The sequence below is a fragment of the Streptomyces sp. NPDC051822 genome, from assembly GCF_044452745.1.
Taxonomy (GTDB): Bacteria; Actinomycetota; Actinomycetes; order Streptomycetales; family Streptomycetaceae; genus Streptomyces.
The window spans coordinates 62,497-89,306 of sequence record NZ_JBITBZ010000004.1 but is presented as its reverse complement, the minus strand read 5'-3'; the positions used below and the strand labels follow the sequence as shown (position 1 = coordinate 89,306).

The 26,810-nt window shown below is 73.2% G+C and carries 25 protein-coding genes; 14 read left to right on the top strand and 11 right to left on the bottom strand.

The annotated features are described in order from the left end of the window. Window positions 1–68: 68 nt before the first annotated feature. Both ACIA8N_RS15430 and ACIA8N_RS15425 read right to left on the bottom strand, forming a co-directional pair. On the bottom strand, window positions 69–308 hold the full coding sequence (locus ACIA8N_RS15430) for a DUF397 domain-containing protein (RefSeq protein ID WP_365780644.1): 240 nt from the start codon (window positions 306–308) through the stop codon (window positions 69–71). Further along, window positions 305–1,150, bottom strand: coding sequence for a helix-turn-helix transcriptional regulator (locus ACIA8N_RS15425; RefSeq protein WP_365780645.1), 846 nt, complete (start codon window positions 1,148–1,150; stop codon window positions 305–307). The genes ACIA8N_RS15430 and ACIA8N_RS15425 overlap by 4 nt, the downstream gene beginning before the upstream one ends. Before the next feature lie 152 nt (window positions 1,151–1,302). On the opposite strand from ACIA8N_RS15425, the gene ACIA8N_RS15420 reads away from it, so the two are divergent. Beyond that, window positions 1,303–1,800 (top strand): ATP-binding protein, encoded by a 498-nt coding sequence (locus tag ACIA8N_RS15420; RefSeq protein WP_365780646.1) that lies wholly within the window; start codon window positions 1,303–1,305, stop codon window positions 1,798–1,800. A gap of 25 nt (window positions 1,801–1,825) precedes the next feature. After that, complete coding sequence (locus ACIA8N_RS15415; protein ID WP_365780647.1) at window positions 1,826–2,260, top strand: VOC family protein; 435 nt, start codon at window positions 1,826–1,828, stop codon at window positions 2,258–2,260. 70 nt (window positions 2,261–2,330) lie between these two features. On the opposite strand, the gene ACIA8N_RS15410 is transcribed toward ACIA8N_RS15415, so the two are convergent. Continuing rightward, entirely contained in the window at window positions 2,331–3,491 is a 1,161-nt protein-coding gene (locus ACIA8N_RS15410) for an endonuclease/exonuclease/phosphatase family protein (RefSeq protein ID WP_365780648.1), read from the bottom strand. Window positions 3,492–3,767: 276 nt separating this feature from the next. Continuing rightward, window positions 3,768–5,771: an elongation factor G gene (gene fusA, locus ACIA8N_RS15405; RefSeq protein ID WP_365780649.1), complete on the bottom strand. Its 2,004-nt coding sequence runs from the start codon at window positions 5,769–5,771 to the stop codon at window positions 3,768–3,770. 390 nt (window positions 5,772–6,161) lie between these two features. Here fusA and ACIA8N_RS15400 point away from each other — a divergent pair, with 390 nt between their 5' ends. Further along, window positions 6,162–7,022, top strand: a complete 861-nt coding sequence (locus ACIA8N_RS15400) for an aldo/keto reductase (RefSeq protein WP_365780650.1) — start codon at window positions 6,162–6,164, stop codon at window positions 7,020–7,022. 28 nt (window positions 7,023–7,050) lie between these two features. On the opposite strand, the gene ACIA8N_RS15395 is transcribed toward ACIA8N_RS15400, so the two are convergent. Next, entirely contained in the window at window positions 7,051–7,473 is a 423-nt protein-coding gene (locus ACIA8N_RS15395) for a VOC family protein (RefSeq protein WP_365780651.1), read from the bottom strand. A gap of 217 nt (window positions 7,474–7,690) precedes the next feature. Between ACIA8N_RS15395 and ACIA8N_RS15390 the strand changes: the two genes are divergently transcribed. Beyond that, on the top strand, window positions 7,691–8,317 hold the full coding sequence (locus ACIA8N_RS15390) for a nucleoside/nucleotide kinase family protein (RefSeq protein WP_365780652.1): 627 nt from the start codon (window positions 7,691–7,693) through the stop codon (window positions 8,315–8,317). Between the two features lie 2 nt (window positions 8,318–8,319). Here the strand turns inward: ACIA8N_RS15390 and ACIA8N_RS15385 are convergent, their stop codons facing one another. Further along, window positions 8,320–9,066 carry a hypothetical protein gene (locus tag ACIA8N_RS15385; RefSeq protein WP_365780653.1) on the bottom strand — a complete coding sequence of 249 codons (747 nt, stop codon included), beginning with the start codon at window positions 9,064–9,066 and terminating at the stop codon, window positions 8,320–8,322. A 96-nt stretch (window positions 9,067–9,162) separates the two neighbouring features. Between ACIA8N_RS15385 and ACIA8N_RS15380 the strand changes: the two genes are divergently transcribed. The 4 genes from ACIA8N_RS15380 to ACIA8N_RS15365 all read left to right on the top strand — a co-directional run bounded on the left by ACIA8N_RS15380 (window position 9,163) and on the right by ACIA8N_RS15365 (window position 12,810). Then, a complete protein-coding gene (locus ACIA8N_RS15380) occupies window positions 9,163–9,687 on the top strand; it encodes a tetratricopeptide repeat protein (RefSeq protein WP_365780654.1) in 525 nt (174 codons plus the stop codon). A gap of 12 nt (window positions 9,688–9,699) precedes the next feature. Beyond that, window positions 9,700–10,581 (top strand): LysR family transcriptional regulator, encoded by an 882-nt coding sequence (locus ACIA8N_RS15375; RefSeq protein WP_365780655.1) that lies wholly within the window; start codon window positions 9,700–9,702, stop codon window positions 10,579–10,581. 49 nt (window positions 10,582–10,630) lie between these two features. Then, window positions 10,631–11,590, top strand: coding sequence for a hypothetical protein (locus ACIA8N_RS15370; RefSeq protein ID WP_365780656.1), 960 nt, complete (start codon window positions 10,631–10,633; stop codon window positions 11,588–11,590). Window positions 11,591–11,667: 77 nt separating this feature from the next. After that, a complete protein-coding gene (locus ACIA8N_RS15365) occupies window positions 11,668–12,810 on the top strand; it encodes an aminopeptidase P family protein (RefSeq protein ID WP_365780657.1) in 1,143 nt (380 codons plus the stop codon). A 17-nt stretch (window positions 12,811–12,827) separates the two neighbouring features. Here the strand turns inward: ACIA8N_RS15365 and treZ are convergent, their stop codons facing one another. Then, window positions 12,828–14,579, bottom strand: coding sequence for a malto-oligosyltrehalose trehalohydrolase (gene treZ / locus ACIA8N_RS15360; RefSeq protein WP_365780658.1), 1,752 nt, complete (start codon window positions 14,577–14,579; stop codon window positions 12,828–12,830). Between the two features lie 80 nt (window positions 14,580–14,659). Further along, on the bottom strand, window positions 14,660–15,646 hold the full coding sequence (locus ACIA8N_RS15355) for a GNAT family N-acetyltransferase (RefSeq protein WP_365780659.1): 987 nt from the start codon (window positions 15,644–15,646) through the stop codon (window positions 14,660–14,662). A gap of 204 nt (window positions 15,647–15,850) precedes the next feature. Here ACIA8N_RS15355 and ACIA8N_RS15350 point away from each other — a divergent pair, with 204 nt between their 5' ends. The 3 genes from ACIA8N_RS15350 (at window position 15,851) to ACIA8N_RS15340 (ending at window position 18,293) form a co-directional block, all read left to right on the top strand. Beyond that, entirely contained in the window at window positions 15,851–16,399 is a 549-nt protein-coding gene (locus ACIA8N_RS15350) for a DUF1707 and FHA domain-containing protein (RefSeq protein WP_365780660.1), read from the top strand. A gap of 179 nt (window positions 16,400–16,578) precedes the next feature. Next, on the top strand, window positions 16,579–17,697 hold the full coding sequence (locus ACIA8N_RS15345) for a cytochrome P450 (RefSeq protein WP_365780661.1): 1,119 nt from the start codon (window positions 16,579–16,581) through the stop codon (window positions 17,695–17,697). Window positions 17,698–17,792: 95 nt separating this feature from the next. Next, a complete protein-coding gene (locus tag ACIA8N_RS15340) occupies window positions 17,793–18,293 on the top strand; it encodes a hypothetical protein (protein WP_365780662.1) in 501 nt (166 codons plus the stop codon). Between the two features lie 30 nt (window positions 18,294–18,323). Here ACIA8N_RS15340 and ACIA8N_RS15335 read toward each other — a convergent pair whose 3' ends face one another. Further along, complete coding sequence (locus tag ACIA8N_RS15335) at window positions 18,324–18,554, bottom strand: hypothetical protein (RefSeq protein WP_365780663.1); 231 nt, start codon at window positions 18,552–18,554, stop codon at window positions 18,324–18,326. After that, complete coding sequence (treY, locus tag ACIA8N_RS15330) at window positions 18,551–20,950, bottom strand: malto-oligosyltrehalose synthase (protein ID WP_365780664.1); 2,400 nt, start codon at window positions 20,948–20,950, stop codon at window positions 18,551–18,553. Before treY ends, ACIA8N_RS15335 begins: the two co-directional genes overlap by 4 nt. 90 nt (window positions 20,951–21,040) lie before the next feature. On the opposite strand from treY, the gene ACIA8N_RS15325 reads away from it, so the two are divergent. After that, a complete protein-coding gene (locus tag ACIA8N_RS15325; protein ID WP_365780719.1) occupies window positions 21,041–22,267 on the top strand; it encodes an MFS transporter in 1,227 nt (408 codons plus the stop codon). On the opposite strand, the gene glgX is transcribed toward ACIA8N_RS15325, so the two are convergent. Further along, window positions 22,236–24,356, bottom strand: coding sequence for a glycogen debranching protein GlgX (gene glgX / locus ACIA8N_RS15320; protein WP_365780665.1), 2,121 nt, complete (start codon window positions 24,354–24,356; stop codon window positions 22,236–22,238). The two genes, ACIA8N_RS15325 and glgX, sit on opposite strands and share 32 nt — an antisense overlap. A gap of 189 nt (window positions 24,357–24,545) precedes the next feature. Here glgX and ACIA8N_RS15315 point away from each other — a divergent pair, with 189 nt between their 5' ends. Together ACIA8N_RS15315 and ACIA8N_RS15310 are read left to right on the top strand one after the other, a co-directional pair. After that, window positions 24,546–25,364, top strand: coding sequence for a Tat pathway signal sequence domain protein (locus tag ACIA8N_RS15315; RefSeq protein WP_399416586.1), 819 nt, complete (start codon window positions 24,546–24,548; stop codon window positions 25,362–25,364). Between the two features lie 55 nt (window positions 25,365–25,419). Beyond that, window positions 25,420–26,757, top strand: a complete 1,338-nt coding sequence (locus ACIA8N_RS15310) for a copper amine oxidase (RefSeq protein WP_365780667.1) — start codon at window positions 25,420–25,422, stop codon at window positions 26,755–26,757. Window positions 26,758–26,810 lie beyond the last annotated feature (53 nt).

Here is a 26,810-nt window from a genome sequence, read left to right as displayed (position 1 = left end):
CCCTGTGCCGTTCCACTCCCGCTCGTTACGAACCGGGGACATGGAAGTGATGCTTCCTCTTCGCCGTGTCAGCGCAGCTGGTCGAGGAACTCCGTCCAGGCGACGGACGCCACGGCGAAGTTGGGGCCGTCAGGGATCTTGGAGTCGCGGACGTGAACGGTGGAGGGGCAGGCGGCGACCTCGACGCAGTCGCCGTCACCACTGCTGCTGTAGCTGGACTTGTGCCATTCCAGGGCGACTTCGACGCAGTCGCCGCTGCCGCTGCTGCTGTAGCTGCTCTTGAACCAGGCAAGGTCGGTGGTGCTCATGTTGCTCCTCGCATCTCCCGCAACAGGCTCACGGACTCCTCTGCGGAAAGAGCCTGTGCCCGCATCCTGGCATATCGCTTCTGGAGGATGCTGATCTCTTGCGGGTCGGCGATGAGGTGGGCGGCGCGCTGTCCCTCGCAGTACGCGTACCACTTGTTCTCCGGGGTCTCCAGGAGTTGCAGGGGCCCGCCCAGGCCCGCGTGATGCCCCCGCGACTGCGGCATGACCTGGATGTCGATGTTGCGCCGCGCGCAGAGGTCGAGAATGTGGCCGACCTGCTCCCGCATGACCTCCGGGCCGCCCGTCAGGCGGCGCAACACGTGCTCCTCGATGATGAAGCTGTAGATCGTGTGGGGGTGCTCCGTGAGCAGCTTCGTTCGTTCGACGCGGGCCGTGAGCAGGGGCTCGATCTCGTCGTCTCCCAGCGCCGGGATCTGCTCGTCGAACAGCGTCTTCGCGTACGCCGGCGTCTGGAGCAAGCCTGGCACCAGTCGGTTCTCGTACGTGTACAGCGTCACCGCCTGGAGCTCCAGCCTCGCCCACTGACGGAACCAGCTCGCGAGCCCCGGCTTCCGTGCCAGGTGCTTCGCCGCCGCCCGGATCACCCCGAACGCGTCGAGCACCTCCTCCGCCCGCTCCACGAAATCGGCGGAAGGTAAACGTCGGCCCTGTTCGATCGAGGCGATCGTCGGCACCGAGTAGCCGACCAGCGGCGCGAACTGTTCCTGCGTAAGGCCGGCCCTTTTCCGGAAGGTCTTGACCACCTCCCCGAACGCCCTCAGGCTGTCCGACGCCTCCGGTTCGTTTCCTCCCGGACCCTCGCCCGGCACCTCGTCCGTCACTCCGGCCACCTCCCGCACCCGTGCGCTCGTGTTGAACCGCACCCATGCTCACGGGTAGTGACCGGTACCGTCCAGAGTGTGAACCCGTACGCTGTCGCAGCGTACGAGTTCCTGACCTGGTAACTGCGCCCGAGCGGCACCACATTGGCCCCATGACCTTCCCCGTGACCCGCGAATCCGCCGTCACCGTACGTGTGTTCACCCAGCGCTTCAGCTCGACCCCGCGCGGCGCGCGCCTCGCCCGCCGCCTCGCTCTCCACCAACTCGACCGTTGGGGAGTTCCGTACGGCTCCGAGACCGCCGACACCGTCGGGCAGCTCGTCGCCGAACTCGCCGCCAATGCCGTCACCCACGGCCGGGTGCCCGGACGCGACTTCGAGCTGACGCTCTCGTACGACTCCGGGGCGCGGCTCCGGGTCGACGTCTCCGACACCCGGGGCGAGCGGCGGCCGACCGCGCCGACGGCGCCCCGCCCCCTCGACGAGGGCGGGCGCGGCCTGCTGCTCGTCGAGGCCCTGGCCTCACGGTGGGCGGTGCTCGACCGCGTCCCGGTCGGGAAGACCGTACGGGCCGAGCTCGACCTCACCGACCCCGATGCCGGCCAGGATGCCGCCCCCGATCGGGGCTGTGGAAAACCGGCGGCGTCCTGAGATCGTCGCGCGTTATGGTGGCGCGATGTCGTCCGTAAAGCAGTTCCAAGTCACCTTCGACTGTGCGAATCCCGAGCGTGTCGCTCGTTTCTGGTGCGAGGTCCTCGGCTACGTCGTACCGCCGCCGCCGGAGGGGTTCGCCACGTGGGGCGAGTACGACCTCTCGCTGCCGCCCGAGAGCCGGGGTGCGTGGTTCGTGGCCCAGGACCCCACGGGTGTGGGACCGCGCATGTACTTCCAGCGCGTGCCCGAAGGGAAGGTCGCCAAGAACCGGCTGCACCTCGACGTGCGGGTCGGTACCGGGCTCGTGGGCGAGGAGCGCCTCGCCACGCTGCAGGCGGAGTGCGACCGCCTGGTCGCCCTCGGCGCGGTGTGCACGAAGGTGCTGCTCGCCGACGAGGAGAACGAGTCGTGCATCAACATGCAGGACGTCGAGGGCAACGAGTTCTGCATCGACTGAGCGGGCGGCGCCGCGCACGCGTCAGACGCGGCGCGGCGCCTCCCGACTTCCCGTACGGGCTCCGTCTCCGTCAGCGCCGCGGCAGCCTGAGCGCGGCCACCACGCCCGCGTGGTCCGAGGGCCACAGGCCCGACGGAGTGCGGTCGTCCGGCTCCTCGCCCACGCGCTCGGCCCGTACGGCCTCGAAGCCGTTGCGGAACAGCACGTAGTCGATGCGCTGGCTGAGGGCCGACGGGAGATCGCGCAGGGCGGGGTCCTGGCAGCAGGTGAAGCCGGGATCCCTGCGACGGGTTTCCGTCCACACGTCGCGGAACCCGGCGGCCAGGAAGTTGCCGTAGGTCGGCGTGTCGCTCATGCCCGGGACCGCCCCGACGCCACCGGCGGCCGAGTTGAGGTCGCCCAGGAGCACGGTGGGCAGGTCGGTGTCGAGCGGGCCGGCGAGCAGCTCGGCGCCCTGCCGCACCTGGACGGAGGGGCTGGCGGCTTCGAGGTGGGTGTTGACCACGCGCATGGTGCGGCCGCCCAGGGTGGCGTCGACGGAGGTCCAGCCCTGCATGAAGGGGATGCTCCCGAGCACCGGGTGGGGGATCGTCAGGCGAGCCGCGAAGGCACCCTGTCGCGGGTTGGCGACGGAGAACCTCCTCGTGGGCAGGTCGGTGCGGGCCAGGATCACGTCCCGGTCGGTGAGGCGGACGTCCTGGTAGCCGGTGGGCGTGGACCGGGGGACCTCGCGGTCACTGTTGGTGATGGTCGCCACGGCGGCGTAGTGCTTGCCGCGCTCGGCGAGCTCGTCGAGCAGGGTCCGCAGGAAGTCGTACTCGACGACGGTGGCGTTGGGTGTGGAGCTGAAGTCGGCCGGGGTCTGGCTCCGCCACAGACTAACCTCCTGCAGGCCCACCACGTGGGGGTCGTCGTCGGCGATCTCGTCGGCCATGGCCTCGGCGCGCGCGGGGAAGTTCGTGGCTTCGACCTGTGCGTACACCCGGGTGACGGCCGCGATGAGCGAAGCGGTGTCGGTGGCTCCGAGGACGGGCCGGAGGTCGGCGCCCAGGTACATGTTCTGGGTCATGACTCTCAGCTGGACCGGGGGCTCGTGGGCCGTGGCCGCCGCGAAGGACCCGGGGAGTACGAGCAGGAACGTGCACAGGGCGGTGAAGAGCGCGGAGCGGGTCCGGCGGCGGCGGATGCGGCCGGCCGACGGCGGCGCGCCGGTCAGGGCGTTTTCGGGCACGACAGTGCGACCTTTCGGCGGGGAGGGGAGCGGATCTCGGGAGGCCGGAGCCAGGGGATCCCGCGGCTGCGTGCCTCTGCGCCACAGCCTCCCTCGGTCCCCCGCGAGCGTAGAAGGAAGCCGAACGGACAGCTTCAGGCCCGCCGGGCCGACCGCCCCCGACAACCCGATCGGCTGCCGGATCGGCCAGGTCAGGCATGCCTGTGGGCCTGAAGCCACCGGGCGTCCGGCCGCACCACTGGTGCGGCGGACCGGACGCCCGGCGTTCAGATGGCCCTACGGCGCCGGGGCGTACCCCGCCGGGCGGGTCGTGAACGTGCCACGGCCCTGCGTACGTCCCCGCAGGCGGGACGCGTAGCCGAAGAGTTCGGCCAGCGGGACCGTCGCCGCCACCACCGCCGTACCCGAGCGGGTCGTCGAGTCCGTGACCCGGCCGCGGCGGGCCGCGAGGTCGCCGAGCACCGAGCCGACGGACTCCGCGGGGACGGTGACCGTCACGTCGGCCACCGGCTCCAGGAGCGTCATCGCGCTCGCGCGGAGCGCCTCGCGGAGCGCGAAGCGGCCCGCCGCGCGGAACGCCATCTCCGAGGAGTCCTTCGGATGCGTCGCGCCGTCCGTGAGCGTGACCCGGACACCCGTCACCGGGTGGCCGCCGAGCGGACCCTCGACGAGGGCGTCACGGCAGCCGGCCTCGACCGCGCGGACGTACTCCTGCGGCACCCGGCCGCCCGTGACCGTGGACACGAACACGAACTCCTCGCCTTCCGCGGCCGGTTCGATGTCGACGACGACATGGGCGAACTGGCCTGCGCCGCCGTCCTGCTTCACGTGGCGGTAGAGCAGGCCGGTGACGCCCTTCGCTACCGTCTCCCGGTACGCCACCTGTGGACGCCCGACCGTCACCTCAAGGCCCCGGTCGCGCCGGAGCTTCTCCACCGCGACCTCCAGGTGCAGTTCGCCGAGCCCGGACAGTACGGTCTGGCCCGTCTCGGGGTCGGACCGCACGACGAGCGACGGGTCCTCCTCGCTCATGCGCGCGAGAGCCGTCGCCAGGCGGCCCGTGTCCGTGCCGCGGCGGGCCTCCACCGCGACCGAGACCACCGGGTCGGCGGTCGTCGGCGGTTCGAGGACGACCGGCGCGGACGGATCGCACAGCGTCGACCCGGCGCGGGCGGCCTTCGGCCCGACGACGGCGACGATGTCGCCCGCGCGCGCCTCGTCGACCTCGGTCGCCCGGTCGGCCTGGACCCGCAGGATGCGGGCGATCCGCTCGGTGCGGCCGGTGACGGCGTCCAGCACGGTGTCCCCCTTTCCGATCGTGCCCGCGTAGACGCGGACGTAGGTCATGCGGCCGGTGGCGGTCGCGCTCACCTTGAAGGCGAGCGCGGTGAACGGCGCCTCCGTGTCCGCCGCGACCCCGCCGCGCACCGGCGGCATGTCGGACGGAGCCGGGAGGTACGCGACGACGGCGTCGAGCAGCGGCTCGACGCCCCGGTCGCGGTACGCCGAGCCACACAGGACGACCACGGCCTCGCCGGAGAGGGTGAGGTCGCGGAGCGCGTCCGTCAGCGTCCCCGCGGAGAGCGCGCCGTCGGCGCAGAACTCCTCCAGGGCGCCGGGATGCAGCTCCGCCACCGTCTCCTCCAGGTGTCGCCTGCGATGCCGGGCCTCGTCCCGCAGCTCGTCGGGGACGGGCCGCTCGGTGTACGTGCCGGCGCCTTCGGGCCACACGTACGCCCGCATCCGGACCAGGTCCACGACGCCGGTGAAGCCGTCCTCGCGCCCGATGGGGAGCTGGACGGGGAGCGGGACGGCGCCGAGGCGGGTACGGATCGACTCGACGGCCGCGTCGAGCTCGGCGCCCGCGCGGTCCATCTTGTTGACGAACGCCAGGCGCGGAACGCCGTGCCGGTCCGCCTGCCGCCACACCGTCTCGCTCTGCGGTTCGACGCCCGCGACGGCGTCGAAGACGGCGACGGCGCCGTCGAGGACGCGCAGCGAACGCTCGACCTCGTCGGAGAAGTCGACGTGTCCGGGCGTGTCGATCAGGTTGATCCGGTGCCCGGCCCAGTCGCAGCTGACGGCCGCGGCGAAGATCGTGATGCCCCGGTCCCGCTCCTGCGGGTCGAAGTCGGTGACGGTGGTGCCGTCGTGGACCTCGCCGCGCTTGTGGGTGGCGCCGGTGAGGAAGAGGAACCGCTCGGTGACGGTGGTCTTGCCCGCGTCGACGTGGGCCAGGATGCCGAGGTTGCGGACGCGGGAGGTGAGGTGGGTACGCACGGTGTCGTGCCTTTCGCTGCTGCGTGGAGAACAGGGCAGCGCGATTCCCGTACGACGGTCGGGTCAGGGAGCCGACGTCGTCACGGGCGGCGATGGCGGGCGCGCAGCCGCCACCGCTCGGCGGAGGAGGCGAGGATCACGTCGTACCGGGCACGGGAGGAGGCCACGGCGGCGGCGGAACGGCTGCTGCGCATGGTCTTCTCCCCTCGGACGGTCACTCGGAACGTACGGACGCACGAACGTACGACGTACGGCTCGGCGGCGCACCCATCGGTGCGCCGAGACGCGAGTGTAGGGAGCCGAAGCCGCCGAGCGACAGCGATTATCGTCCCCGGGGCCCGCCAACCGCCTTGTTAGCCTCGCGGTTTGACCGAGAGGCGGAGACGAGACATGACGACACCGACCACGTTTCGCATCGGCGGGGAGCTGGACGTCCGGAGGCTCGGATTCGGAGCCATGCGCCTGCCGGCCGGACCGGGCGCCGCACGCGAGACCTCCCTCCAGGTGGCCCGGCGGGCCGTCGAGCTGGGCGTCACCCTGATCGACACCGCGCACATGTACGGCTGGGGGGCCAACGAGGAACTCCTCGCCGAGGCCCTCCACCCCTACGCCGACGGGCTGCTCATCGCCACCAAGGTCGGCATCGCCCGGTCGTCGGGGCCGGACGGGTGGAGGCACGACGCGCGGCCGGACTCCCTGCGCCGTCAGGTCGAGGACGCGCTCCGCCGGCTCCGCGTCGAGCGGATCGAACTGCTCCAGCTGCACCGCATCGATCCGGGGACGCCCCTCGCGGACCAGCTCGGGGCGCTGCGGAGGCTCCAGGAGGAGGGCAAGGTCGGGCGGATCGGTCTTTCCGAGGTCACCGTCGACGAACTCGACCGGGCCAGGGAGATCGTCGACGTCGTCAGCGTGCAGAACCGGTACAGCCTGCTCGACCGCGAGCACGAGCCGGTGCTCGCGGCCTGCGAGGCGGCGGGCATCGCGTTCCTGCCGTGGCGGCCCGTCGCCGGAGGCGCGCCGGGCGCGTCGGCCGGACTCGCCGCTGCTGCCACCGTCGCCTCCGTCGCTTCCGAACTGGACGCCACCCCCGCGCAGGTCTCCCTCGCGTGGCTCCTCGACCGCTCGCCGGTCGTCCTCCCGATCCCGGGCACGGCCCGGACGGCCCACCTGGAGGAGAACGTCGCCGCGGCGGGCCTCCGCCTGACACCGGGCCAGCGTGAGCGGCTCGACGGGCTCACAGGGCAGGCGTAGGCGACCCCCGGCGGGGCCCGACGGGGGCCTACGCGGAGGCTTCGGCGTCCGCCGGCTGGAGGAGGTCCCAGCGGTTGCCGTACAGGTCCTCGAAGACGGCGACCGAACCGTAGGGCTCGTGGCGCGGTTCCTCCAGGAACTTCACACCGGCCGCCGACATCCGGGCGTGGTCGCGGGCGAAGTCCTCGGTGTGGAGGAAGAACCCGACACGGCCGCCGGTCTGGTTGCCGACGGCGGCCTCCTCCTCCTCGTTCTTGGCGCGGGCCAGGAGCAGCCCGGCGTTGCCCAGGCCGCCGACGCCCGCGGCGCCGTGCGGACGGACCACGACCCAGCGGGTGCCGTTGCCCCGATCGGTGTCCTCGACGAGCGCGAACCCGAGGGCGTCGGTGTAGAAGGCGATGGCTTCGTCGTAATCACGGACGACGAGGGTGACGAGTGCGATGGACGGCATTACTACAACGTAATACGCGGAAGCGGCAGGAATCTATCCGCGTCGACCCGCGTCGACCCCGCGGATACCCTCGCCGTACCGAGGGTACGAACGAGGGACGGGGGAGGGTCCGGGCAAGGGTTCCGGGGGAGGGGTGCGTGGTTCTGGGGTCGGAACCAAGGCCGTGGCCGCGGGCAGCCCGGTCCTGTCTCCGCCCCGGTGCGCGACAATGCCCCTCATGGACGATCACGAGTTCGACCGGCTCGCCGCCCGTGCGCGGCGGCTCGCCGTGCCGGGGCGCCGTCGCGTCCTCGGGCTCGCCGGTGCGCCGGGCGCCGGGAAGTCCACGCTCGCCGCGCGGCTCGTCGCCCGCCTCGACGGGCTCGCCGTCCTCGTCCCGATGGACGGGTTCCATCTGGCCCAGGCCGAACTGGAACGCCTCGGCCGGGCCGGCCGCAAGGGCGCGCCCGACACCTTCGACGCCGCCGGGTACACCGCGCTCCTCGCCCGGCTGCGCTCCCCCGAGCCCGGCACCACCGTCTTCGCGCCCGCCTTCGACCGCTCCCTGGAGGAGCCGGTCGCAGGGGCGGTACCCGTCGGGCCCGAGGTCCCGCTCGTCGTCACCGAGGGGAACTACCTCCTGCACGACGAGGGCGCCTGGGCCGGGGTCCTGCCCCTCCTCGACGAGGCCTGGTACCTGGAGCTCGACGACGCGCGACGCGTCCCCCGGCTCGTGGAGCGGCACGTCCGCTTCGGCAAGGACCGGGACCGTGCCGAGCGCTGGGTCCTCGAATCCGACGAGCTCAACGCCCGTCTGGTCGCCAGGGGCCGGGACCGTGCCCATCTCGTGGTGAACATGGCGTAGGGCTATCGGGCCCCCCGGCCCGCGTGTTCCGTCGCCGCCGTCGCCAGTGCCCGGACCAGGGGGTGCGGGCGGGTGCCGTCGCCCGACAGCTCGGGCTGGAAGAGGGTCGCGAGGAAGAACGGGTGCGAGGGCAGTTCGGCGATCCGCACCCCGCCCTCCTCGTCCGCGCCCGTGAAACGCAGGCCGTGCGCCCGCAGGGTGTCCAGGTGGCGGCTGTCCGGCCCGTAGTCGCACTGGTACCGCTCCGTCGTGCGCTCCGCGCCCAAGGCCTTCTCGGCCAGTGAACCAGGGGTGACCCGTACGGGACCCTCGTGGCCCACCAGCGAGCAGGCGAGCGGCGCGATCAGCAGGTCGCCCGGATCCGCCGCCGGGTCGTTCTCGGCGTGCGCCGCCCGCTCCAGACCGCAGACGTCCCTCGCGAACTCGACCAGGGCGTGCTGGAAGCCGGCGCAGGTGCCGAGGAAGGGGATGCCCTCCTCGCGGGCGGTCCGGATCGCCGCGAGCGCCCCCGCCTCGCTCGCGTACGGGCTCCCCGGCAGCACCCACACCGCGTCGAAGCCCCGCACCGCGCCCGGCGCCTCCGCGTCCCCGGTGGGGATCCAGTACGCGTCGAGGACGAGACCGTCCCGCTCGGCGAGCGCGTCGAGGAGGACGGGGACGCGGACGTGCGAGCGGACGTGCGGCGAGCGGTCGCCGACCAGGGCGATACGGGGCGTGCGGGAGGTGCGGGGAAGGCCGGTGCTGTTCATGCCGCCATCCTTCGCGGCACTCCCCGTTCACGTCCAACGATGATTCCCGAACGATCCATCACGAACGCTTATGCGCCGACGGATACGCTGAACCGCATGACGAACGACCATGACTGGGAGCGCCGCGTCACCGCCCTCTGGGAGCGGATCGACACCCACGAACCCGCCGACTTCCGCGCCCGCGTCGCCGAACTCGCCGCCGAGCGGCCCGCCGACGACCCCGCCGCCCTCTTCGAGCAGGGCGCCGCCCACGACTCCACAGGACAGCCCGAGGAGGCCGTCCGGCTCTACCGGCGCGCCCTCGACCAGGGCCTCACCGGACTGCGCCGCCGCCGGGCCGTCATCCAGCTCGCCAGCAGCCTGCGCAACCTCGGCCGGCCCGACCGCGCCGTCGAACTCCTCACCGCCGAGCGGGACATGCCGGCCGACCGGCTCGACGCCGACGAGCAGGCCCTCGGCACGGCCGTCGACGCCTTCCTCGCCCTCGCCCTCGCCGACACCGGGCGCGACCGCGAGGCCGCCGCCCTCGCCCTCGGCGCCCTCGCGCCCCTGCTGCCCCGCTACAACCGCTCCCTCGCCCACTACGCCCGCGCCCTCCTCACCGCCCCCGACGGGTCCTGAGCCGACGACTCCATGGACCCGCACCTCCTCCGGACGTACGTCACCGTCGCCCGGCTCGCCTCCTTCTCCGAGGCCGCGCGCGTACTCGGCTACACCCAGTCCGCCGTCTCCCAGCACATCGCCGCCCTGGAGACCGACCTCGGCCTCCCGCTGCTCACCCGGCGGCCCGTCGCCCCCACCCCGGCCGGGCAGCGGCTCCTCGAACACGCCGGGCCGCTGCTGCTGCGCCTCGACGCGGCCCGCGCCGACCTCGACCGGTTCGCCGCCGCGCCCCGCGCCACCCTGCGCGTCGCCGCCTCCCCGCTCGCCCTGCACGCCCGCACCCTCGCGGCGCTCCCCGCCACCGGCGTCACCCTGCGCGGTCTGCCCCTGGAGGGGGTGCCCGTCGCCGTCGCCACCGGAGAGGCCGACGCCGGCCTCGTCGACGGCATCGCCGCCCCCAGCGACCCGCTCCCGCCGCCCGACGTCGCCCCGCTCGCCGCGACCGGCGTCGCCGAGGAGCCGCTCGCCGTCCTCCTGCCCGCGGGCCATCCACTCGCAGGGCGGTCCGGGCTCCGCCTCGACGACCTCGCCGACGCCCGCTGGCTGGACGCGCCCGCCGCGGGCATCCCGCTCGACCGGCTGCGGGCCGTGCACGGCGGGCCCGCGGGCGGGGGCTTCCGTACCGCCCTGCGCTACGACGGCGCCGACACCCGTACCCTCCTCGCCCTGGCCGCCGCGGGCCACGGCCTGACCCTGCTGCCCTCGTCCCTCGCGGCATCCGTGCCCGGCGCCTTCGCCGTCCCCCTGGTGGCGCCCCGGCTCGTCCACCGCACCGAACTCCTCCTGCCGCCCGGCGCGTCCGCCGAACCGAGCGGCCCGGTCGCCGAGTTCACCCGTCGGCTCCGGGGCTGACACGCGCAGTCGCTACGCTGGGCGCAACGGCGACGGAAGGCGGGCGGGCGTGGGGTGGCTGCGACGAGGACCCAGGCGGGACGGCGACGACGCACCGAGGGACCCCGAGTTCGCGTACTTCTCCGAACGCGAGGCAGCGCTCTTCCGCGGCCGGGTCCGCGCCACCTTCGCCGAACTCGGCCTTGAGGTCACGGTCTACGCCGACCACGTCATCGACGACAAGGGACGCCGCTTCGGCCTCGGCAACCTCGCCGCCGTCTGCCACCAGGACCCCCGCGGCCCCCGCGTCTGGCCCGGCACGATCCACCGGCACATCGATCTCGTGGTCCGCGCCATGGACGGCCCCTCCGCCCTCGACACGCTGCCGCCCGAGCAGATCCGCTCCCAGCTCTACCCGCGGGTCGTCAGCGGCGACGGCATCGACGCCGCCGCCTTCGGCTACGCCAGGACCGTCGCCCCCGGCCTCTACGAGATCCTCGCCCTCGACCTGCCCGAGAGCGTCATGATGCTCACCGACGAGGCCCTCGAACGGCTCGGGGACCACACCCAGCTGCGCGACCGGGCCCTGCGCAACCTGCGCGGGCTGCCCGTCGAGGAGCACGAGACCGTCCGGGACGCCGACGGCATGTGCTTCGAGATCATCCTCGGCGACTCCTTCTACACCGCGAGCCGCGTCCTCGACCTGGACGGCGTGGTCCAGCGGGTCACCGGCCGGCCGATCGGCGAACACGGCGCCCTGGTCGCGCTGCCCTTCCGGCACCAGCTCGCCTTCCACCCCATCCGCGACACCTCGATCATCCCGGCCCTCGGCGCGATGGCCTCGTTCGCCGCCTCCGGGTACGAGGACGTGCCGGGCGCCATCAGCCCGTACGTCTTCTGGTGGCAGGGCGGCACGCTCACCCAGCTCAGCGAGCACGACGAGGAGCGGGGGGAGCTGCGGATCGTCGTCGGCGACGACTTCCAGGAGCTTCTGGAACGGCTCATCGCCCAGGGCCCCGACCGCCGCTGACCGCCGCCGACCGGTCGCGGGTGGGGGCGCCGCCCGGCAGGATGCTGTACGTCGAGGAAGCCGAGAAGGAGCCCGCCATGCCGAGCACGGAAGCCCCCGAAGAGGTCGTTCCCTTCACCGCGGACGACTACCGGGCCCGGATGGCCCGCGCCGCCGAGTCCGCCGCCGACGCCGGGCTCGCGGGCGTCATCGTCGCCCCAGGACCCGACCTCGTCTACCTCACCGGCTACCGGCCCACCGCGATCACCGAGCGCCTCACCGTCCTCGTCCTCGCCGCAGGACAGGAACCCGTCCTCGTCGTCCCCACCCTGGAGGCCCCCGACGCCGAGAAGGCCGCGGGGGCCGCCGCGCTCACCCTGCGCGACTGGACCGACGGCAAGGACCCGTACGCCGTCACCGCGCCCCTGCTCGACGTCGACGGACGGTTCGGCGTCAGCGACAACGCCTGGGCCATGCACCTGCTCGGCCTCCAGCAGGCGCTGCCCGGCACCTCGTACGTCTCCCTCACCGAGGCCCTGCCGATGCTCCGGGGCGTCAAGGACGCGCACGAGCTGGCCAGGATCGCCGCCGCCGGGGCCGCCGCCGACCGGGCGTACGGCGAGATCCTGAAGGTCAGGTTCGCGGGCCGCAAGGAGACCGACGTCGCCGCCGACCTCGCCGCCCTCCTCATGCGCTTCGGCCACTCCCAGGTCGACTTCACGGTCGTCGGCTCCGGCCCCAACGGCGCCAACCCGCACCACGAGGCCGGCGACCGGGTCATCGAGCGCGGCGACATGGTCGTCCTCGACTTCGGCGGCCTCAAGCACGGTTACGGCTCCGACACCACCCGTACCGTCCACGTCGGCGAACCGACCGACGAGGAGCGGCGGATCCACGACCTCGTACGGGAGGCCCAGCAGGCCGGCTTCGAGGCGGTACGCCCCGGGGTGGCCTGCCAGGACGTCGACCGGGCGGCCCGCAAGGTCATCACGGACGCCGGCTACGGCGCGTACTTCATCCACCGCACCGGCCACGGCATCGGCGTCACCACGCACGAGCCGCCGTACATGATCGAGGGCGAGGAGCTGCCGATCGTCCCCGGCATGTGCTTCTCGATCGAGCCGGGCGTCTACCTCCCGGGCCGCTTCGGCGTCCGCATCGAGGACATCGTCACGGCGACCGAGGACGGTGGCGGGCGCCGCTTCAACAACACCCCGCACGAGATGGCGATCGTCGAGTAGACACCGGCAGCGGAGCCTCAGCCGTCCGTGAGGACGACCGCCGACTCGCCGGGGAGTCGCAGGGCCCCGTCCGCCGCCGGGGCCTCGACCGGCTCCCAGGCCGCCAGGACCCGGTCGCGGCCGTTGGTGCCGAGCGGGATCACCGCCGGCTCCTTGCCCAGGTTGACGGCCACCCGCAGGACCCCGCGCCGGAAGACCAGCCAGCGGGCCTCCTCGTCGAAGGCCGCCTTCACGCCCGCGAGGTCCGGGTCCGTCAGGTCCGGCAGGGTGCGGCGCAGCGCGATCAGCTCGCGGTGCCAGGCGAGCAGCCGCTTGTGCGGGTCCCGTTCGCGTTCCGCGCGGTCGAGGACCGAACGGTCGCGGGTGGCGGCCTCCTGGGGGTCGGGAACCTCGTTCTCGGACCAGCCGTGCGCCGCGAACTCCTTCCGCCTGCCCCGCCGTACGGCCTCCGCGAGCTCGGGATCGGTGTGGTCGGTGAAGTACTGCCAGGGCGTCCCCGCCCCCCACTCCTCGCCCATGAAGAGCATCGGCACCGAAGGCCCGGTGAGGACCAGCGTCGCCGCACAGGCGAGCAGACCGGGGGAGAGGGAGGCCGAAAGGCGGTCGCCGAGGGCCCTGTTGCCGATCTGGTCGTGGGTCTGGGCGTAGCCGAGGAAGCGGTGGGCGGGGGTGCGTTCCCGGTCCACCGGGCGCCCGTGGTGCCGGCCCCGGAAGGCGGAGTACGTCCCGTCGTGGAAGAAGACACGGGTGAGCGTCTTGGCGAGCGCCGCCATCGGGGCCCGCGCGAAGTCGCCGTAGTAGCCCTGGGACTCGCCGGTCAGGGCGGTGTGCAGGGCGTGGTGGAAGTCGTCGTTCCACTGGGCGTGGACGCCGAGGCCGCCGAGGCTCCGCGGGGTGGTCATGCGCGGGTCGGCGAGGTCGGACTCGGCGATCAGGAAGTGCGTACGGCCCTGCTCCTTCGCCAGCTCGTCGACGGCCGCCGACAGCTCCTCCAGGAAGGTCAGCGCCCGGGTGTCGGCCAGCGCGTGCACGGCGTCGAGCCGCAGCCCGTCGATCCGGTAGTCCCGCAGCCAGGCGAGCGCGCTGCCCTGGAAGTACGCCCGGACCTCGTCCGAGCCCGGCGCGTCCAGGTTCACCGCCGCGCCCCACGGGGTGTGGTGGGTGTCCGTGAAGTACGGGCCGAAGGACGGGAGATGGTTGCCGGACGGGCCCAGGTGGTTGTGGACCACGTCGAGGACCACGCCCATGCCGAGCCCGTGGGCCGTGTCCACGAACCGCTTCAGCGCCTCGGGGCCGCCGTACGGCTCGTGCACCGCCCACGGCGCCACCCCGTCGTACCCCCAGCCCCGCACCCCGGGGAACGGACACAGCGGCATCAGCTCCACATGGGTGATGCCGAGGCCCGCGAGCTCCCCGAGGCGCGCCGCGGCCGCGTCGAGCGTCCCCTCCGGGGTGAAGGTGCCGATGTGCAGCTCGTACAGGACGGCACCGCGCAGCCGCAGGCGCGGGGACTCGTGGCGCCAGGTGTACGCCGAGTGGTCGACGACCGCGCTCAGGCCGTCGGGCCCGTCGGGCAGCCGGCGAGAGCGCGGGTCGGGCAGCACGGGCCGGTGGTCGAGCGCGAAGCCGTAGCGGTCGCCGTCCTCGGCGGGTACGACACCGGTCCACCAGCCGTCCCGTTCGGCGTCCCTTTCCAGGGGGTGGTCGATGCCGTTCAGCGACAGCATCACCCGGTCACGGGCGCTCGGCGCCCACACCTCGAAGAGCACGGGAATCCCCTCGTCGACGGACCAGCCACTCGGCGGACACTCAGTGGATCAACGCGTGACCACCGCGACCATCCTGGCAGTCAGGACCCCGACGCGCCCGGCACGTCCCACACGTAGTTGATCGCGCGCTCGAACGTGTCGTAGCCCGTACGGGCGAAGGACGCCGCCATCGGCACGTTCCCCAGGTCCGTCGCGGCCCGGATGCGGGGCACGTCGACGGCGGCCAGGATCCGTGTCCCCTCCGCCAGGATGTCGTCGATGTACCCGTGCCCCCGATGGGCGGGGAGCACACCGATGTACGCGATCGTGTGGTTGTAGTTGTTGCGCGCGGGGACGACGAAGCCGACCGGCTCGCCGCTCTCCGGCAGCTGGGCCACCCGCCACCACTCGCGCGGGGAGGCGTAGTGCGCGAACTCCTCGTCGAAGTGCTGCTCCGCCGCCTGGCGCGCGGTGAGCCCGGAGGCCAGCTCGGCCTGGCCGTGCGCGTCGAGGGTGCCCTCCAGGACCGGCGTCATCAGGGTGACCAGGTCCTCCCGGTCCCGCACGGGACGGAACTCCAGACGGCCCTTCGGCTCCGGTACGGGGGTGCCGGGCCGCCACTCCAGACGGAGCCGCTCGACCAGCGGACGCGCCCCCGCGCGCTCCAGGACGGAGAAGACGGACTCCAGGAGGGAGCGGGTCTCCGGCACCTCGCGCCAGTCCGCCGGCATGAACCGCCCGAACTCGGGGCGCTGCGTGCCGGCCGGGACGACGGCGGCCGTCGCGGTCTCCAGGAGCTCCAGACCGATCTCCTCGCGCGCCTCGGCGGGCAGCTCGGGGGAGAGGTCGAAGAAGTCGAGGGCCTGCGGTTCGCCGCCGGTCTTGTTCGTCCACCAGGCGATCCGGCCGACGAGCCGGTCGCCGTCGAGCGCCACCCACATCCACTCCGGGACCCGGCGGCCCGTGGCGAGGTCGTCGGCGAGTTCGTGGTCGAGCGAGTAAGTAAGGCCGAGGAACAGGTCGAGTTCCTCCGGCCCGGCGAGCGGACGTATGACGAGGCCGTGCGTGGTCGGGACAGACGCGGTCACGTGGTGTTTCCCCCTGGGGGTCTCGGGCGTGGAGACCGCAGACCGTAGCAGCGATCTTGAGGAGCCGGTACGGAGTTACCGGGCCGGCCCGGTAACTCCGTACCGGCCCATTGGCGGCCCCGGACGCCGTCGGCGGGGGGCCTAGACGGCGTCGGCGGGGGCCCTTCTGGACACTTCGGGCCCGACGGGCCGACAATCACGGGTGTGACGACCCCTTTCGAGCTTCCGGCGAACTCACCTCGGCCGACCGACGCCGAGCGGGACCGCGCGCTGGGGCTGCTCCGTGAGGGCGCCGCTCAGGGCCGCCTCTCGCACGACACGTTCCTCTTCCGGATGGAGCGCGCGCTCCAGGCGCGGCGGCCGGACGAACTCGACCTGCTCACCGCCGACCTGAGGACCGAGGGCACCTGGACCCGGCGGGTGGTGGGCGCGGTCGAGCGGATGTCCGCGTTCACGGCGAAGCTGGGGCGCGCGTGGCACGCGGAGCGGCTGCCGAAGCTGCTGCTTCCGCTGCCCGGCCCGCATCCGCTGCGGATAGGGCGCGACCCGGTGAACGGACTGCGGCTCAGCCACGAGACCGCCTCCCGGCTGCACGCCGAACTCTCGCTGCAGAGCGGGATGTGGGTGCTGCGCGACCTCGGTTCGACGAACGGCACGACGGTCAACGGGCGGCGGGTCACGGGCGCGGTGGTCGTGCGTCCCGGGGACGTCGTCGGCTTCGGACAGATGACGTTCCGGCTGTCCCACGGCTGAGGCGGGTCCCCGGGGGCCACGGGGTGGCCGGGGACCCGCGCACGGCGGCGTTCACCCGTTCATGCGTTCACCCGTTCGGCGGTATGGGGCGGGCGGTGCGGCGCGCGCGGTGGTGGGCTGTGGGGACGCGCGCCACGATCTCCGGCCGCGGCACCCACCGCCGATCGACAGGGGGCGCCATGAGCGACGAGCCGAAGCACGGCATAGGGAGCGACCGGCCGCAGCCGCCCGAGGGCGGTGACCCCTGGACACGCCTGCCGGCCATGGCTCCCGCGGCCCCCGGGCGGCGGGTCGGTCCCGTTCCGGTGCCGGGGAGCGTGCGGACCGTGGCCGATCCGACCGCCACGGGGCCCGAGGGGCCGGCGGGAGCCATCCCGCCGGGCTCCAGGACCGTCGCGCCGAGCCCGCTCGATCCGGGGGCGTCACGTGATCCGCACGGCATCCACCGCACCCTGCGCGAGGAGTTCCCGCTCACCTACGACCCGCTGCTGCGGGCCTGGGTGCTCTCCCGGTACGCGGACGTGGCGACCGCCCTCACCGACAGCCGCTTCACCCACGGGCACCGGCCGGGCGACCCGCCGTGCGCGCGGGCCCACGTCGACGTCGACGTCGAGGCCCTGCGGTCGTTCGCCGAACGCACCGCGTACGTCCTGGCCCGCCGGCTCGCGGAGCGGCCCCAGGTCGACCTGGTCGCCGACTTCTGCCACTGGCTGCCCGCCGGAACCGTCGCCGCCGCCGTCGGCGTGCCGTACCGCGACATGATGCGGCTCGTACGCGGCCGGGCGGCGGGGGCGCTCGGCGGGGAGTGCGGCGGGCAGATCGCCGTACGGGAGAAGGCGCTCGCGTCCTTCCTCGGCAACGTCCTGGCCGATCCCGACCAGGTCGCCGCCCTCCGCGACGCCCCCGCCGGGCTCGTGGGCCGGGCCTGGACCGAGTCGCTGCGCCGGGATCCGCCGGTGCAGATCGCCGTGCGCCGTACCAGTGCCGAGATCCCGGTCAGCGGCGGCGTCATCCCGGCGGGGGCGTCCGTAGCCCTGCTCGTCGGTTCGGCGGGCCGGGACCCGGAGCGCTTCCGGGAGCCCGACCGCTTCGACCCGCTGCGCGACGACCCGGGTCAGCTCACGTACGGCTCCGGCTTCTGCCCGGCCGTCGTCCTCGCCGGCCTCGAAGCCGAGTACGCCCTGCGCGCCCTGTTCGCGGCCATGCCCCGGCTACGGCTCGCCGACGGCTTCCGGCCCACCGCGACGGGACTGATCACCCGGGCGCCGCGCAGTCTGATCGTCCGTCCGGGGGGCTGATCGGGGGTGTCGGCGAGCTGTCCCCGACCGCTGCTAGGGTGACGTGCGCTCGTCAAGGAGCCCTTTTTAGTGCCACTTTCAACGGGGATTGAAACATGAAGATGCGTCATGTCCGCGGAATCGCCGTCGCCGCCGTCGCGGTCGTCGCCCTGACCGGTGCCCGCGGTTCCGGCGGAGGCGGCTGCGACAACAACAGCAGCAGCGGCAGCTCCGGCAGCTCCAGCGGCAGCAACCACAGCGACAACGACAGCACCTCCGGCGGTACGTCCGGCGGCTCCCTGCCCGGCGGCTCCAGCAGCGCCGACAAGGCGGCCCGCGACGTGACCATCGACGAGTGCAAGTACGACCCGGCCACCAAGAACCTCGTCGCCCGTGTCACCGTGAAGAACGACAGCACGATGGACTACGACTACAACGTCACCATGAAGTTCACGGGTCCCGCGGGCGGCGACGTCGTCCCGCGGACCGCCTTCGAGGCCGGTATCGCGGTCACGGCGGGCGCCTCCCAGAGCGCCGAGGTCACCACCCCGTACATCGGCACCGGCGACGGCTCCGAGTACACCAAGTGCGAGGTCTCCCGCGCCTCCCGCTTCTGACGGCCCGAAGGCCCCGCGGAACGCGGGGCCTCAGGGACGATGACGGTTGTGGATGTCCTTGTAGCTGATCGGGGCGTCGTGCACGGCCAGGGGGTGATAGGTCACCCGGTCCTCGGCGGCCTGCTCCCTGGCCCGCTGCTCGATGAGCAGCCCCTCGGCCCCCTCGGTCCTGCTGTACCCGCGACTGCGCCGCGCGTGCACCAGGACCAGCAGCCCGACGAGGCCCCAGAGGACCCCGAACAACACCCACACTGAGCTCATCGCCCTGACCTCTCCCCGTACGACCGCCCGTCCGGCGGCACGGTCCGGCAGCGCGTGCCTCGCCCGTGGATCCGGGCGAGGAGGGCCACCGGCCGCTCCGCGAAGAGCTCCGCCGCCTTCGTCTCGGAGGCGGGCCCTCCCGTGAACTCCCTTACCCCGTCGAGAAGATCCTCCCACCTGCCCTCAGGCAGGACCAGCTCCGTGTCCTGCCAGCCACCGGCCCGCGCGAGCCGCAGCGGCAGCCGGGTCACCGCCGTCACCACCTCGCCCGAGCGTGCGAAGGCCAGGCAGTGGGCGGCCGCCGGGCCCTCGGCCGTCAGCGGCGTGTACGAGCCCCCCGCGCCGAAGGCCTCCGGGCGCTCGCGGCGCAGCCGGAGGGCCGCGCGCACCAGAGCCGTACGGTCGTCGTCCGCCCCGACCGCGAACGGGGCCCGGTTGTCCGGGTCGACGAGGGCCCGGTACTCCCGCTCCGTGTTCTGGTACAGCTCCGGCACCCCCGGCATCGTCAGCTGTGCCAGGAGCACCCCGAGCGCGTGCGCCCGGATGTGTGGTTCCAGGGCGAAGGCCGCCTCCGACGCCGCCCGCAGCGGGATGCGGCCGGGGCCGGCCGCCGCGAACTCGGCCACCGCGCGTTCGTACTCGGCATCGGGTTCGGTCCAGCTGGTCCGCAGCCCCGCCTCCCGTACCGACTTGAGGATCGCGGGGGCCAGCCGGTCCGCGTCCGGGGCCCCGAAGCCGAAGGCGGTCTGCCAGGCCGTCCACGCCACGTGCGCGTCGGGCGCGGGCACCCCCGCGACCTCCCCGAGCAGCTCCGCCCACACCTCAGGGCACTGCGAGAGCACCGCGATCGCCGCCCGGACGTCGGAGCTGCGCTTGGTGTCGTGCGTGGACAGCACGGTGCCGGTGCCCGGCCAGTCCCGGGCGATCCGCAGGCAGTACGCGTGGAACTCCTCCACCGGCACGGCCGGGCGGCCCGCGTCGCCGCCCACCTCGTTCGCCGAGAGCAGCGGCGTGTACCGGTAGAAGGCCCTGTCCTCCACCGCCTTGGCCCGCAGGGCGGAGGAGGTCTGCGCGAACCGGGCCCGGAACGCCCGGTGTTCGGGCCCGTCACCGCGCGCGCCGAGCGCCAGTTCCCGTACGACGTCGACCACCGCGGCTTCCTCCGGCACCGCGAACGCGGCCTTCGCGCCCCGCGCGGCCTCCGGGGTCAGCACCTCCTCGCCGCCGGTCCGGTAGGGGCGGTACACCGGCACCCGAACGAGGAGTTCACGGATCGCGGTGCGCAGCGCCCAGGGGGCGTGGTCGCGCAGCGCGGGGTCCGCGGCGCAGATCCGCTCAGCGATCCGGGTGAGCGCGGCCGTCTCGGCGGCCAGGTCGTGGCCGACCACCTCGTACGCGGCGCGCCGCTCGGTCGCCTCCCAGTGCCCGCCCCTGTCTGCCGCTTTCCCGACGAACTCGCGGTACAGGTCAGCCAGTTCGGCAGAGCCCTCCGGGTCGGTGAACACCCCGTCGAGGTGCCGCAGGGCGTCGTACCCCGTGGTGCCGGCGACCGGCCAGGCGGCCGGCAGCGTCTCGGGACCCGTGAGGATCTTCTCGACCACCGTCCAGCAGCGCCCGCCGGTCGCCGCCGCCAGGTCCTCCAGATAGCCCTGCGGGTCGGCGAGGCCGTCCGGGTGGTCGATGCGCAGCCCCTCGATCACCCCGTCCCCGACCAGCTCGACGATCTTGGCGTGGCTCGCCGCGAACACCTCGGGGTCCTCCACCCGCACCCCGATCAGGTCCGAGACGGTGAAGAACCGGCGGTAGCCCAGCTCGGTCCTGGCCAGACGCCACCAGCCGAGCCGGTACCACTGGGCGTCGAGCAGTTCGTCGAGCGGCAGCCCCTCTGTGCCGGGGCGCAGCGGGAACTCCTGCCCGTCCAGGTGCAGCGCCCCGCCGGAGACCCGCAGCCGGTCCCGCACCTCGGGGAGCCGCGCGGGCAGCACCGGGAGCAGCAGACGGCCGTCACCCGCCCGCCAGTCGATGTCGAACCAGCGGGCGTACGGGGAGTCGGGGCCGTCGCGGAGGACGGCGCGCAGCGCGTGGTTGTGCCGGGGGGAGGCCGCCATGTGGTTGGGCACCAGGTCGACGACGAGCCCGAGCCCGTGCGCCCGCGCCGTCGCCGCGAGGGACCGCAGCCCGTCCTCGCCGCCGAGTTCGGCCCGTACGGAACGGTGGTCGGTGACGTCGTACCCGTGGTTCGAGCCGGGGACGGCCTCCAGGACGGGGGAGAGGTGGAGGTGCGAGACCCCGAGGCCGGCGAGGTGGGGCACGGCCCGCTCGGCGGCGGCGAACGGGAACTCCGGCTGGAGCTGGAGGCGGTAGGTGGCGGTGGGGGCGGCGAAGGAGGAGGTCATGCGAACGTACGTACCCGGCCGGAGGGCTTCTGTGTCATCGCCCCATGCACCCGTTCGTGTGCGTCGCGTTAGCTTCGCGTGATGCTCCGGATGTATCGCGACACGCTGTCGCTGCTCGGCACGGCCCTGCCTGCCGTCTCCTTCCTCGGCCGGCTGCCCACCGCGATGTGCCAGCTCGGCAGCCTGCTCCTGGTCGCCGAGACCAGCGGCTCCCTCGCCACGGCCGGTCTCACCGGCGGGGCGCTCGCGGCGGGTCAGACCGTCGCGGGGCCGGTCATCGGCCGGCTCGCCGACCGGCACGGCCAGCGCGGCGTCGTCCTCACGGCCTCCCTCGCCAACGCCGTCGCCGTCACCGCCCTGGTCCTCGCCGCCCTGGGGGACGTCCCCACCATCCCGCTGATGGTCCTCGGCGGGCTCGCCGGAGCCACCGTCCCGCAGGTGGGGCCGCTGGCGAGGACCCGCTCGGTGGCCCTCGCCCGCCGCTCGGGCGCGGACGACAGGACCGTCGGCGCGGTGCTCTCCTTCGAGGGCACCCTCGACGAGGTGTCCTTCGTCCTCGGCCCGGCGTTCGTCGGCCTCGCCGCCGCCCTCGCCCACCCGGCCGCCGCGCTCCTCCTCGCGGCGGTCCTCCTCGCCGTCTGCGGGACGGCCTTCGCCCTCCACCCGACGGCGCGGGCCACCGCACCGGAACCCTCCGGGTCCACCCGATCGGGTGCCGCCGAACGGACGCGCCTGCCCGGATCGGCGTACGCCCTGCGCGGCGCGATGGTCCTCCAGGGCGCCATGTTCGGCGCCTCGCAGGCCGGGATCACCGCGCTCACCGAGCGGCTCGGCGCGCCCGCGCAGGCCGGGCTCGTCTACGCGGCGATGGGGGTGATGAGCGCCGCCGTCGGACTCTCGATGGCGGCCGTGCCCGCCCGGATCGGGCTCATGACCCGCTGGCGGGCCGCGACCGCCGCGCTCGTCGTCCTCTCCGTACCGCTGCTGTTCGTCGGTTCCCTCGGCGCCCTGTACGCGGTCGTGATCGTCCTCGGAGCCGCGTACGCCCCGCATCTGATCACCGTCTTCGGCCTCACCGAGCGGACCGTCCCCGCCGTCCGGCTCGCCGAGTCCATGGCCTTCCTGACCAGCGGGATCGTCGGCGGCCAGGCCCTCGCCCTGGCCGTCTCCGGACGGCTCGCCGAACACCACGGCGCCCCCGCCGCCTTCGCGGTGGCGGTGGGGGCGGCCGTGGCCTGCGCGCTGCTGTCCTGGTCGGTACGGGTGAGCACTCCCGTACGGGAGATCAGGCCGGCCGGCGCAGCACGGTCAGGCTGAGCGGCGCGAGGGTCACCCGCTCCCCGCCCGCCAGCTGCGGGCCCTCGTGCGGCGGCATGCCCTCCGGGTCGGAGGTGTCCACCACCGTGCGCCAGCAGGCCCCGTGGCTGTCCGGCACCGAGAACTCCAGCTCCTTCGCCGAGGCGTTGAACATCAGCAGGAAGGAGTCGTCGGCGATCCGTTCGCCCTGGGTGCCCGGCTCCGAGATGGCGTTGCCGTTGAGGAAGACGGTGAGCGCCTGGGCGTGCGCCGCCTGCCAGTCGCGGGCCTTCATCTCCTCGCCCTCGGGCGTGAACCACGCGATGTCCGTCAGCTCGTCGTGGGTGCCCTCCACAGGGCGTCCGTGGAAGAACCGGCGGCGCCGGAAGACCGGATGGTCCCGGCGCAGCCGCACCATCGCCCGGGTGAACCGGAGCAGCGTGGTCTCGGCCTCGCTGTCCGGCTTCGGCCAGCGCACCCAGGACACCTCGTTGTCCTGGCAGTAGGCGTTGTTGTTGCCGCCCTGTGTCCGGCCGAACTCGTCGCCGTGGCTGAGCATCGGCACGCCCTGCGACAGCATCAGGGTGGCGAGGAAGTTGCGCGTCTGGCGGGCGCGCAGCTCGGCGATGCCGACGTCCTCGGTGTCGCCCTCGGCGCCGCAGTTCCAGGACCGGTTGTGGCTCTCGCCGTCCCGGTTGCCCTCGCCGTTGGCCTCGTTGTGCTTGTCGTTGTACGAGACGAGGTCGCGCAGGGTGAAGCCGTCGTGGCAGGTCACGAAGTTGACCGAGGCGAGCGGCCGGCGCCCGTCGTCCTGGTAGAGGTCGGAGGAGCCGGTCAGCCGCGAGGCGAACTCGGCCAGGGTGCGCGGCTCGCCCCGCCACAGGTCCCGCACGCAGTCCCGGTACTTGCCGTTCCACTCCGTCCACAGTGGCGGGAAGTTGCCCACCTGGTAGCCGCCCTCGCCGACGTCCCACGGCTCGGCGATCAGCTTGACCTGGCTCACCACCGGGTCCTGCTGCACCAGGTCGAAGAACGAGGACAGCCGGTCCACCTCGTGGAACTGGCGGGCCAGGGTGGCCGCCAGGTCGAAGCGGAAGCCGTCCACGTGCATCTCGGTGACCCAGTACCGCAGGCTGTCCATGATCATCTGGAGCACGTGCGGGGACCGCATCAGCAGCGAGTTTCCGGTGCCGGTGGTGTCGTAGTAGTAGCGGGGGTCGTCGCCGAGCCGATAGTACGAGGGGTTGTCCAGGCCCCGGAAGGACAGCGTCGGGCCCATGTGGTTGCCCTCGGCGGTGTGGTTGTAGACCACGTCGAGGATGACCTCGATGCCCGCCTGGTGCAGGGCGCGGACCGCCGACTTGAACTCCAGGACCTGCTGGCCCCGGTCGCCCCAGGACGCGTAGGCGTTGTGCGGGGCGAAGAAGCCGATCGTGTTGTAGCCCCAGTAGTTCGAGAGCCCCGCGTCCACGAGGCGGTGGTCGTTCACGAACTGGTGCACGGGCATCAGTTCGAGCGCGGTCACGCCCAGTTCCTTCAGGTGCCCGATCACCGACGGGTGCGCGAGCCCCGCGTACGTCCCGCGCAGCTCCTCCGGAAGGTCCGGATGGAGCATCGTCAGACCCTTCACATGGGCCTCGTAGATCACCGTGTGGTGGTACTCGGTGCGCGGACGCCGGTCGTCGCCCCAGTCGAAGTACGGGTTCACCACGACCGAGGTCATGGTGTGCGGGCCCGAGTCGAGGTCGTTGCGCGCGTCCGGCCGCCCGAAGGGATAGCCGTACACCGCCTCCCCCCACTGGACCTGCCCCGACACCGCGCGCGCGTACGGGTCGAGCAGCAGTTTCGCCGCGTTGCAGCGCAGCCCGCGCTCCGGCGCGTACGGGCCGTGCACGCGGAACCCGTACCGCTGGCCGGGCATCACGCCCGGCAGATAGGCGTGCCGCACGAAGGCGTCTGTCTCGCGCAGTTCCACCGCCGTCTCCGAGCCGTCGTCATGAAGCAGACACAGCTCGATCCTGTGGGCGGCCTCCGAGAAGACCGCGAAGTTGGTTCCCGCTCCGTCATAGGTGGCGCCCAGGGGGTACGCCTGTCCCGGCCAGACCTGCATGGATACGACTCTTCCTCTTCTGTCCGGGTTTTGTAGGTGTTCTTCGGCCAGATCCTGCCCGAAAGAGGGGCAACCTCCTAGGACTTCGCCCCGTCCTACCGGGTGACCGCAGACCAAGAGGGGGAAAGAGGGGGAAGTGTGTACGAAATAGCGCGTCGCCACCTGGGGAAGGTGGTGGCCGGAGCGGCCATGGCGGTGACGGGGACCGCCGTGGCCGTCGCGATCAGCCTGCCGGGCCCGGCGGGAGCGAACGGGGCGGCCGGATCGGCCGGAACCGCCGGAACCGCGGGGGCGGCCGGAGCCACGGGGGCCGCCGGTACGTCGGCAGGGGGCGCGTCGGCCGGCGCGACCGGCCAGGGGGAGGCCGGGGCCGCGGCCACCGGCGCCGCACCGCCGCCGGCGACCGTGGTCCCCGCGGCGGCCGAGGGGGAGAGGGGAGTGGGCAGCGACCCGCTCACCGACGACGAGCTCGCACGGGCCGGGACGCTGGCGCTGACCCCGCCCGCCGCCACCGCCCAGCAGGACGTCGAGGGCGGCCGGGGGCCGCAGCACCTGGGCACCGACCTCGCGGACCCGGTGGAAGGCGACCCGACACGCCGTGCCGAGGTCCGCCTCTACGACTACGCGCGGGACGAACTGATCGTCCGGACCGTCAACCTCGACACGGGGAAGGTCGAGAAGTCGGGCTCGCAGCGCGGCGTCCAGCCCTCCGCCCACCCCGAGGAGCTGCGCGAGGCCCTGGAACTGATCCTCGCGAGCCCGCTCGGCAAGGGCGTCAAGGAGGACTACCAGGACGCCACCGGCAAGAAGCTCACCTCCACCGCGCAGCTGTGGTTCAACGGCGACGTCTACCGCACCTACCGCGAGAAGAACGTGCCCGCGCAGCTGGCCCGCTGCGGCGAGCACCGCTGCGTCCGGCTCGTCACCAAGGTCCTCAACGGGGCCTGGATCGACACCCGGAACCTGATCGTCGACCTCTCCGCGAGGACCGTCACCCGCGTCGGCTGACCACCGCCGCGCCCGGTCCTCTCCTGCCACACTCCGTACGAGGGAGTACGTACACATGCCCATCCAGCTGCACCGGCGCGCCCGCAGGCGGGGCGCCGTCCTGACCGCGGCCGCCCTCCTCGGCACCGCCACGGCCGCCGCCGGCCCCGCGACCGGGGCGACCGCCGCGCCCTCCGTGCCCCGCCCGCCGGCTCCGACACGACCGGTGGCCCCGCCGACACCGGACTGTTCGGCCGCCCACCGCATCACCCAGAAGCTCGACGGCGGCACGACCTGGCGCATGTGCTGGCGCTACGACACCGACGCCGGGCTCACGCTCGACAAGGTCACCTTCCAGCCGCCCGGTGCCGCGGCCCCCATCAAGGTCCTCGCCAGCGCCCGGCTCGCCCAGATCCACGTCCCCTACGACGACGGCGCCGCGGAGTACGACGACCTCACCGGCGCGGGATTCGGCTGGGGCCTGCAGAACCTCAAGCCCGCCGAGTGCCCCGGCGGCGCCCTCACCACCGTCAAGGTGCCCGAGGTCGGCCAGATCAAGGGCCTGTGCACCACCACGCGGGCGCGTGGCCACGCCTACCGCATGGCCAGCGACAACGGCACCAAGGTCTGGCAGGCCCAGGGCAAGGACCTGCTCGTCTACACCGTCAACAAGGTCGGCTGGTACGAGTACATCTCCGAGTGGCGGTTCTCCGCCGACGGCACCATAGGCGCCAACGTCGGAGCCACCGGAAGCCTCTCGCCCGTCGACTACAACGCCACCGACGGCCGCGGCTGGCCCATCGGCAAGGGCGCCCGCGCCTACGCCACCAGTCACGCCCACAACGTCTTCTGGAAGCTCGACTTCGGCCTCGACGGCTCCACCAAGGACCGGATCGAGCAGTTCGACTCCACCGTCACCGCGCCGCCCGCCAACGGCGGCGGGCCGACCGTGAAGACCAAGCGCACCGTCGTCACCAAGGAACTCGCCGGAGACGCGAAGAACATGCGCTGGTGGCGGGTGGTCAGCGGCACCGGCAAGAACGCCGACGGCCACGCCCGCTCGTACGAGATCGCCCCCGGCCACACCGACACCCACGCCGGGCGCGGCTTCACCAAGCACGACGTGTACTTCACCCAGGCCCGCGCCTGCGAGAAGTTCGCCAGCAACAACATCGGCGCCTGCGCACCCAACGCCGGTGACAGCGTGGACAAGTGGGTCAACGGCGAGACCCTGACCAGGCCGACGGTGTGGGTCAACATCGGGTTCCACCACATCGCCCGGGACGAGGACCAGCAGCCCATGCCGGTCCACTGGCAAGGCTTCCAGCTCGCGCCCAGGGACGTAACCGCTATGAATCCGCTCACTCCGCCCGATCTCGCCTCCCAGAACGGGCAGCCCGATCTCGGGAGTTGAGCAAGCAGCCTGACGATCCTGCTGCACCGCCTCCCGCTCGCGGAGTACCCTTC

Bases quoted from the DNA above. Each gene is read 5' to 3' on its own strand.
- ACIA8N_RS15430 (WP_365780644.1), bottom strand. From the start codon at position 308: ATGAGCACCACCGACCTTGCCTGGTTCAAGAGCAGCTACAGCAGCAGC.
- ACIA8N_RS15420 (WP_365780646.1), top strand. From the start codon at position 1,303: ATGACCTTCCCCGTGACCCGCGAATCCGCCGTCACCGTACGTGTGTTC.
- ACIA8N_RS15415 (WP_365780647.1), top strand. From the start codon at position 1,826: ATGTCGTCCGTAAAGCAGTTCCAAGTCACCTTCGACTGTGCGAATCCC.
- ACIA8N_RS15400 (WP_365780650.1), top strand. From the start codon at position 6,162: ATGACGACACCGACCACGTTTCGCATCGGCGGGGAGCTGGACGTCCGG.
- ACIA8N_RS15395 (WP_365780651.1), bottom strand. From the start codon at position 7,473: ATGCCGTCCATCGCACTCGTCACCCTCGTCGTCCGTGATTACGACGAA.
- ACIA8N_RS15390 (WP_365780652.1), top strand. From the start codon at position 7,691: ATGGACGATCACGAGTTCGACCGGCTCGCCGCCCGTGCGCGGCGGCTC.
- ACIA8N_RS15385 (WP_365780653.1), bottom strand. From the start codon at position 9,066: ATGAACAGCACCGGCCTTCCCCGCACCTCCCGCACGCCCCGTATCGCC.
- ACIA8N_RS15380 (WP_365780654.1), top strand. From the start codon at position 9,163: ATGACGAACGACCATGACTGGGAGCGCCGCGTCACCGCCCTCTGGGAG.
- ACIA8N_RS15375 (WP_365780655.1), top strand. From the start codon at position 9,700: ATGGACCCGCACCTCCTCCGGACGTACGTCACCGTCGCCCGGCTCGCC.
- ACIA8N_RS15365 (WP_365780657.1), top strand. From the start codon at position 11,668: ATGCCGAGCACGGAAGCCCCCGAAGAGGTCGTTCCCTTCACCGCGGAC.
- ACIA8N_RS15345 (WP_365780661.1), top strand. From the start codon at position 16,579: ATGAGCGACGAGCCGAAGCACGGCATAGGGAGCGACCGGCCGCAGCCG.
- ACIA8N_RS15340 (WP_365780662.1), top strand. From the start codon at position 17,793: ATGAAGATGCGTCATGTCCGCGGAATCGCCGTCGCCGCCGTCGCGGTC.
- ACIA8N_RS15335 (WP_365780663.1), bottom strand. From the start codon at position 18,554: ATGAGCTCAGTGTGGGTGTTGTTCGGGGTCCTCTGGGGCCTCGTCGGG.
- treY (WP_365780664.1), bottom strand. From the start codon at position 20,950: ATGACCTCCTCCTTCGCCGCCCCCACCGCCACCTACCGCCTCCAGCTC.
- ACIA8N_RS15325 (WP_365780719.1), top strand. From the start codon at position 21,041: ATGTATCGCGACACGCTGTCGCTGCTCGGCACGGCCCTGCCTGCCGTC.
- glgX (WP_365780665.1), bottom strand. From the start codon at position 24,356: ATGCAGGTCTGGCCGGGACAGGCGTACCCCCTGGGCGCCACCTATGAC.
- ACIA8N_RS15315 (WP_399416586.1), top strand. From the start codon at position 24,546: ATGGCGGTGACGGGGACCGCCGTGGCCGTCGCGATCAGCCTGCCGGGC.
- ACIA8N_RS15310 (WP_365780667.1), top strand. From the start codon at position 25,420: ATGCCCATCCAGCTGCACCGGCGCGCCCGCAGGCGGGGCGCCGTCCTG.